The organism is Candidatus Micrarchaeota archaeon, assembly GCA_028866575.1.
Taxonomy (GTDB): Archaea; Micrarchaeota; Micrarchaeia; order Micrarchaeales; family Micrarchaeaceae; genus UBA12276.
Map to the genome: position 1 here is coordinate 143183 of JAGWHU010000003.1, position 7186 is coordinate 150368.

At 48.8% G+C, this 7186-nt stretch carries 9 protein-coding genes and 1 tRNA gene; 6 read left to right on the forward strand and 4 right to left on the reverse strand.

The features are described from left to right. Window positions 1–9: 9 nt before the first annotated feature. From KGI06_02855 to KGI06_02865, 3 genes are read right to left on the reverse strand one after another with little or no spacing between them, the layout of a single operon-like run. Window positions 10–240 (reverse strand): ATPase, encoded by a 231-nt coding sequence (locus tag KGI06_02855; GenBank protein ID MDE1871155.1) that lies wholly within the window; start codon window positions 238–240, stop codon window positions 10–12. A 25-nt stretch (window positions 241–265) separates the two neighbouring features. Continuing rightward, the gene (locus KGI06_02860) at window positions 266–2134 is read right to left on the reverse strand and encodes a hypothetical protein (protein MDE1871156.1); all 1869 of its coding nucleotides are present in this window, start codon (window positions 2132–2134) and stop codon (window positions 266–268) included. Beyond that, window positions 2135–2467, reverse strand: coding sequence for a hypothetical protein (locus KGI06_02865; GenBank protein MDE1871157.1), 333 nt, complete (start codon window positions 2465–2467; stop codon window positions 2135–2137). Window positions 2468–2613: 146 nt separating this feature from the next. Here KGI06_02865 and KGI06_02870 point away from each other — a divergent pair, with 146 nt between their 5' ends. The 6 genes from KGI06_02870 to KGI06_02895 all read left to right on the forward strand — a co-directional run bounded on the left by KGI06_02870 (window position 2614) and on the right by KGI06_02895 (window position 6897). Then, window positions 2614–2850, forward strand: a complete 237-nt coding sequence (locus tag KGI06_02870; protein MDE1871158.1) for a hypothetical protein — start codon at window positions 2614–2616, stop codon at window positions 2848–2850. 46 nt (window positions 2851–2896) lie between these two features. Then, a complete protein-coding gene (locus tag KGI06_02875; protein MDE1871159.1) occupies window positions 2897–4021 on the forward strand; it encodes a tryptophan--tRNA ligase in 1125 nt (374 codons plus the stop codon). An 8-nt stretch (window positions 4022–4029) separates the two neighbouring features. Continuing rightward, entirely contained in the window at window positions 4030–5619 is a 1590-nt protein-coding gene (locus KGI06_02880) for an oligosaccharide flippase family protein (GenBank protein ID MDE1871160.1), read from the forward strand. 50 nt (window positions 5620–5669) lie between these two features. Further along, a tRNA-Thr gene (locus KGI06_02885) sits at window positions 5670–5741 on the forward strand. Window positions 5742–5781: 40 nt separating this feature from the next. Then, window positions 5782–6177 carry a hypothetical protein gene (locus KGI06_02890; protein MDE1871161.1) on the forward strand — a complete coding sequence of 132 codons (396 nt, stop codon included), beginning with the start codon at window positions 5782–5784 and terminating at the stop codon, window positions 6175–6177. Between the two features lie 132 nt (window positions 6178–6309). After that, on the forward strand, window positions 6310–6897 hold the full coding sequence (locus KGI06_02895) for a dihydrofolate reductase (protein ID MDE1871162.1): 588 nt from the start codon (window positions 6310–6312) through the stop codon (window positions 6895–6897). 108 nt (window positions 6898–7005) lie between these two features. Here the strand turns inward: KGI06_02895 and KGI06_02900 are convergent. Continuing rightward, the coding region (locus tag KGI06_02900) for a hypothetical protein (protein ID MDE1871163.1) at window positions 7006–7186 on the reverse strand (181 nt) is incomplete at its 5' end.

The window sequence follows — 7186 nt, forward strand, 5'->3', positions numbered from 1 at the left end:
GCCACACCGTCAGACAAGTCCTGCCCCAAGCAATATCAGTATTGCGACCACGAACCCGAAGATTACGAGCGTTTCTGGGAGCACGAGAAACAGAAGGACTCTTCCCATCTCCTCCGGCTTCTCAGCCAGCAGGCCCATGCCTGCGCTTCCTATTGCCGACTGCGCCATAGCCGTTGCTATTCCAGTTCCGACTATAGCTGTAGCCGCTCCCAGCGCCGCTATTGCAACCGATAAGGTCATTGTTGCTGCCATTCATTTTCACCAATTATTCTTTAGTATAAACCCTCCTTGAAGAGAAGGGGCTGAACTTGATGCCTCCGCCGTTGTAGAACTTCGTGAAGAACTCTACGAAGTTCAGCCTGGCGCCCTGCACAGCGCCCTCGAACATCGACACTATCATGTTCATGAAATGCAGTATCATGAATATTATGAAGTAAAGTATGAATACTGGTATGCCCATCGCAATGTTGGGCGTGAACGCCTTGTCTATCAGGAAGGCAAGCACAACGCTTGCAAGGCCGAAGCCCATGAGCCTGGCGTAACTCAGCGGATGCGATATCAGGTTCGTAACTTCCGCAGCTTCTGTGCCGCTCAAGACCATCGTTGCAATGAGCGAAGCTATCGCTATACCAGCAGCTACCAGCGTTATCTCCGAGCCGAACGCATTGAAAAGCCCTCCAGCGATCGCGACAGTGCCGGATATTATGAGGAAGAAAGACGCAAGCCTGCCGAATGCCACCTTCCTGTGGTGCTTGTACTTGTTCACGAACCCGAAGAGCAGGCCGATGGCCACCTGCACTATGCCGAATATCACTGCCACCACTATCAAAACAGTTATGTCCTTGAACCAGTCGAACCCGTTGAAGGCTATGAAGTACTGGTTGAGCTGGAGCCCGAAATACTGGTTGGAGAGGAAGCCGAAGACTATCGCAGACAAGGAGCTCAATTGCCATATCTTAGCCGTATTGTACACAAGGCCATCGGGATCCGTTATCCTCGTTATGTAATTGGCGAACAGGAATGATAGTATGCCGTACCCCACGTCGGATATCATGAACCCGTAGAATATCGGAAAGGATATTATGAAGGGTATCGCAGGATCAAGCTCGTCGCTCCTCGGAACCGATATGAAGTTTATCATGTAGTCGAAGGGCTGCAGTATCTTCGGCCTGTTCATCAGCGTCGGAGCGAGCTCATCGTCCTCGAACTCGTCCATGTGGTACCTGCCGCCTGTCGCCTTGGACAGGATCCCTGTCAAGTCACCTATCTTTGCCTTGGGCACCCATCCCTCTATGACTATGGACCTTTCCGTTTTCTTGAATATCCTCCTCACATCCGCCTTAGATGCCTCTATCTTCAGCATCTCCATGAGGGCTGCGAGCCTAGCGTAATCGCTTGTGTATATGCCCTCCAGCTCCCTGTCTATCTCGAGCATCCTTTTCTCGTCGGCAGATTTTTCCTTTGCTATTGCAGAGAGCGCATCCTTCGGCATCCCCTTTATGTGCGGCAATGAAATATCTAGCGGCTTGAGCTTGTACCTCCTTGCCATGTCGTCCATGTCAATGCTGTTTTCATACGCAATCAGCATGCTCTGCTGTCCCTTTACGGATGATTCTATTACCTCTGCCGACATCTTGCTATTTGATATGTCATCCTTCAGCCTTTCGAGCTCCTTCCTGCTCTCGTAGGAATATACCCTGAACCCGAGAGAGCTGCTCCTGAGGCTCCCGAGGTCTATATCTATTCCTGAAATCTGCCTGGCAACGCCCTCCGACATCTCAAGCTGCTTAACCGACTGGGACTTTTTTTTCCTTTCCTCGCTTAGGTCGTATATCCTGCCTATAACCTTCATTCCCGATATCCTTGAGACCAGCTCATCAGCCGACAGGTGCCTCTCCTGCCTGAAGCCTGCCTTCTTGGCTTTCCTCGGCCTCTTCAGTATGGCCATAGCGCCTGCAAGGCGTATCTCCATGTCGGACAGCTCGGCAAGGTGCTCTGATATGTCGTCGGAGAGCTCCAGCTTGCTCTTCCTGAGGTCGATAATGCCTGCCCTGTGCAGCGCCGATATTACCTCCTTCCTGTCGGCCTCAAGGCATATCAGCCTTACCTTCTGCATAGGCTCGCTCCTGAACATTCATGCACCCATTATCTCGCTTATTACCTTGTCGGCAAGCGCTTCCAGCTTGTCCTTGCCTATTTTCCTGCTGCTTATCTTCCTAGCCTCGCCCTTAGCTGCTTCCAGCTTCCTCTTCCTTGCAAGCTCGAGCTCCCTCTCCGTCTTCTTGAGCAGCTCCTCTGCCATCGAATTCGCGCGAATTTCGGCGTCCTCCACCATCTTCCTTGCCCTTTCCCCAGCCTCGCGCAGCTTCCTCTCCCTGTGCCTTTTAGCATCGTCCAAAATGAGCCTTGCCTTCTCCTCAGCTTCCTTTACCCTTTCGATGGATTTTATTTGCTTATGCTGGTCCATTATTATCTCCATATATGTGCAAAGAAGCAATATAAACTATTGCCTTGCGATTCCGAATTCGCATATCCTTAAAAATAAACAATCCGATTAGAGTTGCGTAAGAAATGTATATATATCTTACAAAATAAAGCTGTCAGTGTGATAAAATGGTAAGCATATCGCTGTTTAGGGCTCCAAAGCTCACACCGGAGCAGAAAAGGAAAGAGGAGGAGCGCCTTACTATAGAAATAATGCTCCTGAACCAAAAGCTGCAGCTCGGCCGGCAGGTAGGGGACATAAAGGTGCTGCTTCCGCGGAAGGAGCGCAAGGCAATAACAAAGGAGATACTGAGGAGATTCGAGAGCATAGAAAAGCTCAAGGGCGCGCAGAATCCCGGGCAATGAACTAAAAAGGCATAAAAGCTTTGTTTAGCATTAGTATTCTGATTCAATGGACAAGCGGTTCCACGTCGATCCTTACAAGGTAGAGGGTTCCGTGGACTACGGCCAGTTCGCAAGGAGCTACGGGATAAAGCCGATAGACGCGGAGCTTAGGAAGAGGCTCGAAAAATACGCCGGGCAGCTCCACTTCCTCATACGCAGGCAGATATTCTACTCGCACAGGGACCTCAACTGGCTCCTTGACGAGTACGAAAAGGGGAACAGGTTCTACGTATATACCGGCAGGGCGCCGTCAGAGCAGATGACAATAGGGCACCTGCTGCCGTTCACAATGGCAAAGTGGCTCCAGGACAGCTTCAAGGCTGATGTATACATACAGATACCTGACGAGGAGAAGTTCCTTGCCAAGGACAACCTGAAGCTCTCGCTTGACGAGATACATGGCATAGCAATCGAGAACATCTACGACATAATCGCCCTGGGCTTCGACCCGAAGCACACCAAGATATTCCTAGATACGGAATATGCGGGAAAGCTCTACAGGAATGCCGTCAGGGTAGCAAGGCACATAACGTTCTCGATGACAAAGGACGCGTTCGGTTTCACTAACGAGTCCAACATAGGGAAGATATTCTACACCAGCATGCAGGCCGTTCCATCCTTCCTGAAGTCCGTCGAGGAAGGGCATAACATCCCGTGCCTGATACCTCTTGCCATAGACCAGGACGTGCACTTCAGGATAGCAAGGGACGTAGTGGAGAAGCTCGGCTACTACAAGCCTGCAATAATGCACACGAAATTCCTGCCCTCGCTCAGCGGAGACCCGAAGATGTCATCCAGCGACCCGATGAACGCGATATACCTGAACGACACCGATGAAACGGTGAAAAGGAAGATAGCCAGGGCCTTCACCGGGCAGCAGGCAACAGCAGAGCTGCAGAGGAAATACGGCGGTGATCCTGACAAATGCGTTGTATGCCAGTATTACAAGTACTTCTTCGAGCCCGATGACAAGAAGCTGGAAAGGATACTTGAATCCGAGAGGAAGGGGACCATACTCGCAGGGGAGCACAAGCAGCACCTTGCCGATAGGATAAACGATTTCCTTGGAAAGCACAGGAAGAGGAGGGAAAGGGCAAAGAAGATGCTGGACAGCTTCATTGCCAGGGACTAGGTGCATATATGCCCAAACCTGAGAGGGACAAGGATTCTGCAAGGGCACTGGGCGTGAAGGCGGCCAGGAGCACACTGATATATACCGTGGGCAACATAATAGGCTCGTCAGCTGTGCTTCTCTTATTGATAATACTTGCGCGGCTTCTCAAGCCAACGGATTTCGGGATATATGCGATTGCCATAGCGTTCTACACACTTCTTTCCATAGGCGGCCACTTCGGCATGGGAACCGCGCTGCGGAAGGAGGTGCCGCAGATACTCAGCGACAGGAAAAGGGTGGCAGAATTGATAAGCAACAGCTACGTCGTTGCGCTCGCCGTAGCGCTAGTGGTTGCGCTTGTAGCGATGGCGCTCAGCAACGCCATAGCGATAGGCGTATACCACGACCCCGGCATATCCAATACGCTGGTGCTGGCATCGCTCCTGGTTCTGCTCTACGCGCTGTTCAACCTTACTCTTGCTGCTCTCATATCCGTGGAGAAGGTGCGCGAGGGAACTATGATATATTTGATGTATGCGTTCATACAGCTGGTTGCAGCTGCGGCGCTAGTGCTCCTCGGCTACGGCGTGTTCGGCGCAATGGTGGGATTGGGGATAGGGCTGATCGTGCCGTCGCTGATAGGCCTTTACAAAGTGGCATCGTACATAAACTGGAAGTTCGTCATGCCGTCAAGGGGCACCATAAGGCACCTCATGGGATTCTCGGCGCCTGTGGTCGCATCGAACGTCGCGGTGCAGGGCCCCCCGAACCTCGCGATACTGCTTCTCGGGGTGTACTCAACGGCAATAATAGTTGGGAACTACAACGCGGCATTCAAGTTCGGCAATTTCGTGAACGTGTTCCTTGTCGCAAACGCTTTCATACTGCTGCCGTCGTTTGCCATCGCATTCTCCGACAGGAATCTTTCATCCAAGATAGGCAGGATATACAACAGCAGCATTCATTATACACTTATACTGATGCTTCCTGTGATAATATTCGCGATATCGGTTGCAAGGCCGCTGATGCGCCTGCTGTTCTCCGCGCAATACTCAGTTGCGCCGTTCTACTTCACAATAATAGTGCTAGGAACCGCGCTAGGGATAATAAGCACATATGCTGGCAACCTGATAGTGAGCTACGGCGACACGAAAAGGTTCATGATATACCAGCTCATAGGGGTCTCGCTCCAGATAATACTGCTGCTTGTACTTACTCCTATGATGAAGGCGGTCGGGGTGCTGCTTTCCCTATTCGTCATATCACCGATACTGCTTGACATGTTGTACATGCGCGCGCTGTACAGGCAGTTCTCATTCAGGCACAGCATAGGCAGCATATTGAGGCTCGTGCTACCAGCGCTCATGCTCATGGCGCTGCTCTACTCTGTGACATTGCTGCTGCACAGCAGCGTGTACTCGCTTTTGACAAACGCGGCGCTGGTCGCATTGCTGTTCCCGCCGCTTGCTGTGGCGTTCGGCGGGATAAAAAGGGAAAACACCGAAATGATAAGGGAAATCAGCAAATCGTTGAGGGTGGAATGGATTGCAAGCTACATTGTAAATTACACGGAAATGTTCATGCGGGACAAAAGTATTAAACTTAACCGAACATAATAGTTAGCGTTGCCTTCCATCAGGAACTAGGCAGCCTTCAAGCCATAAGTGCCTCGGTAGCTCAGTGGTAGAGCGCTTGTCTTGTAAACAAGAGGTCGAGGGTTCAATTCCCTCTCGGGGCTAGTTTTAAATATTCTATTGCTCTTATATCTAGGTGTTAAAATGCAACGAAATAGTTTTGCTTATCAAGGGAGGCAAGACATTGACGATGAAGTCCATGATTATGAGCGTAAGGCACCATTAGGGACATGGGATGCAAGAAAAATGCTGCGAAGCCAGCCGCCTATGCCCAGAATATCTAAAGAGCGTGTGCCAAAAGACTTCCCTGAATTAATCAGCACACTAAAGCAGAATAAGGCATCTATTATTCCAACTTATGACTTACCTGAAACTTATTACCATATTATGCATCATGTTGACGGAAACAAATTAAAAATTAAGGTTTCTCAGTCAGAAGACGATGGTTGGTCTAAAATCGAAGTGGATTTAGAGAAAGGAAGATTTGCAGAAGATATACTTAGAACGGATTTCCCCCACCTATTTTCTGTTAGCTTTTAGTAGATGAGCCCGAGGAGAGATGGTCCTACTTCGGGTTCGCATCCCTCTCGGGGCTATGTATTAACAGGAATTAAAGCCCTTTCATAAGGTGGTTTATAAAACTAAATACCACAGTATTAATCAGATGATACCATGAGGAAGATATACTTATTTTTGAATCTGAGTATAGATGGATACTTCGAGGGTCCAAATCACGATCTGTCATGGCATAAAGTAGATAAGGAATTTAACAAATTTGCAATAACTCAGCTCAATGAAGCTGATCTAATTATTTTTGGTAGGCGTACGTACCAACTAATGGAATCATTCTGGCCAAAAGCCCAAGATGATCCAACTATATCTAAGGAGGACCTGATAGTCGCAAAACTTATGAACAATAAACCTAAGATAGTTATCTCTAGGACCCTCAAAAAGGTACAAGAGCAAAAGAACTGGAAGAATGTGAAGCTCATGAATAAGTTTGATCCAAAAGAGATAATCAAACTGAAGAGGCAAAAAGGCAACGGAATATGGGTCGGCGGATCTGATCTTGCCGTATCTTTCATAAAGTCAGGACTTATAGACGAATTTAGGTTCATGATAATGCCTGTTGCAATAGGAAAAGGCACGCCACTTTTCAAGAAATTGGGCAGAAGACTTAACCTGAAGCTCGTAAAAACACAAAGATTCAAATCGGGAAACATGCTTCTTTATTATAGATCTCCAAAATTAGGTAAATAGTCTTTGGTAATACTCTTGTATAGGGTTATTGCATATGGCAATAAAACCGATAATTCTTAGATAAGCGTGAGGGGCTTTAGCGCCTGTCGGGCTGGAGACCTCCCGGGGCTATCCAAAGATTTCCATAGCACATGTTATACGCCTGTGTCCAATAATTCCACTATTTCCTAGGGGTTTATAGAAACCCCCAGGCATGTTTGTTTTGGCGACAAACATGAACGACCTTAGGAATTGGAGAGATATAAACCAGCGGTTGGTAAACCGTGGACGAACGTCAACATACCTCAAC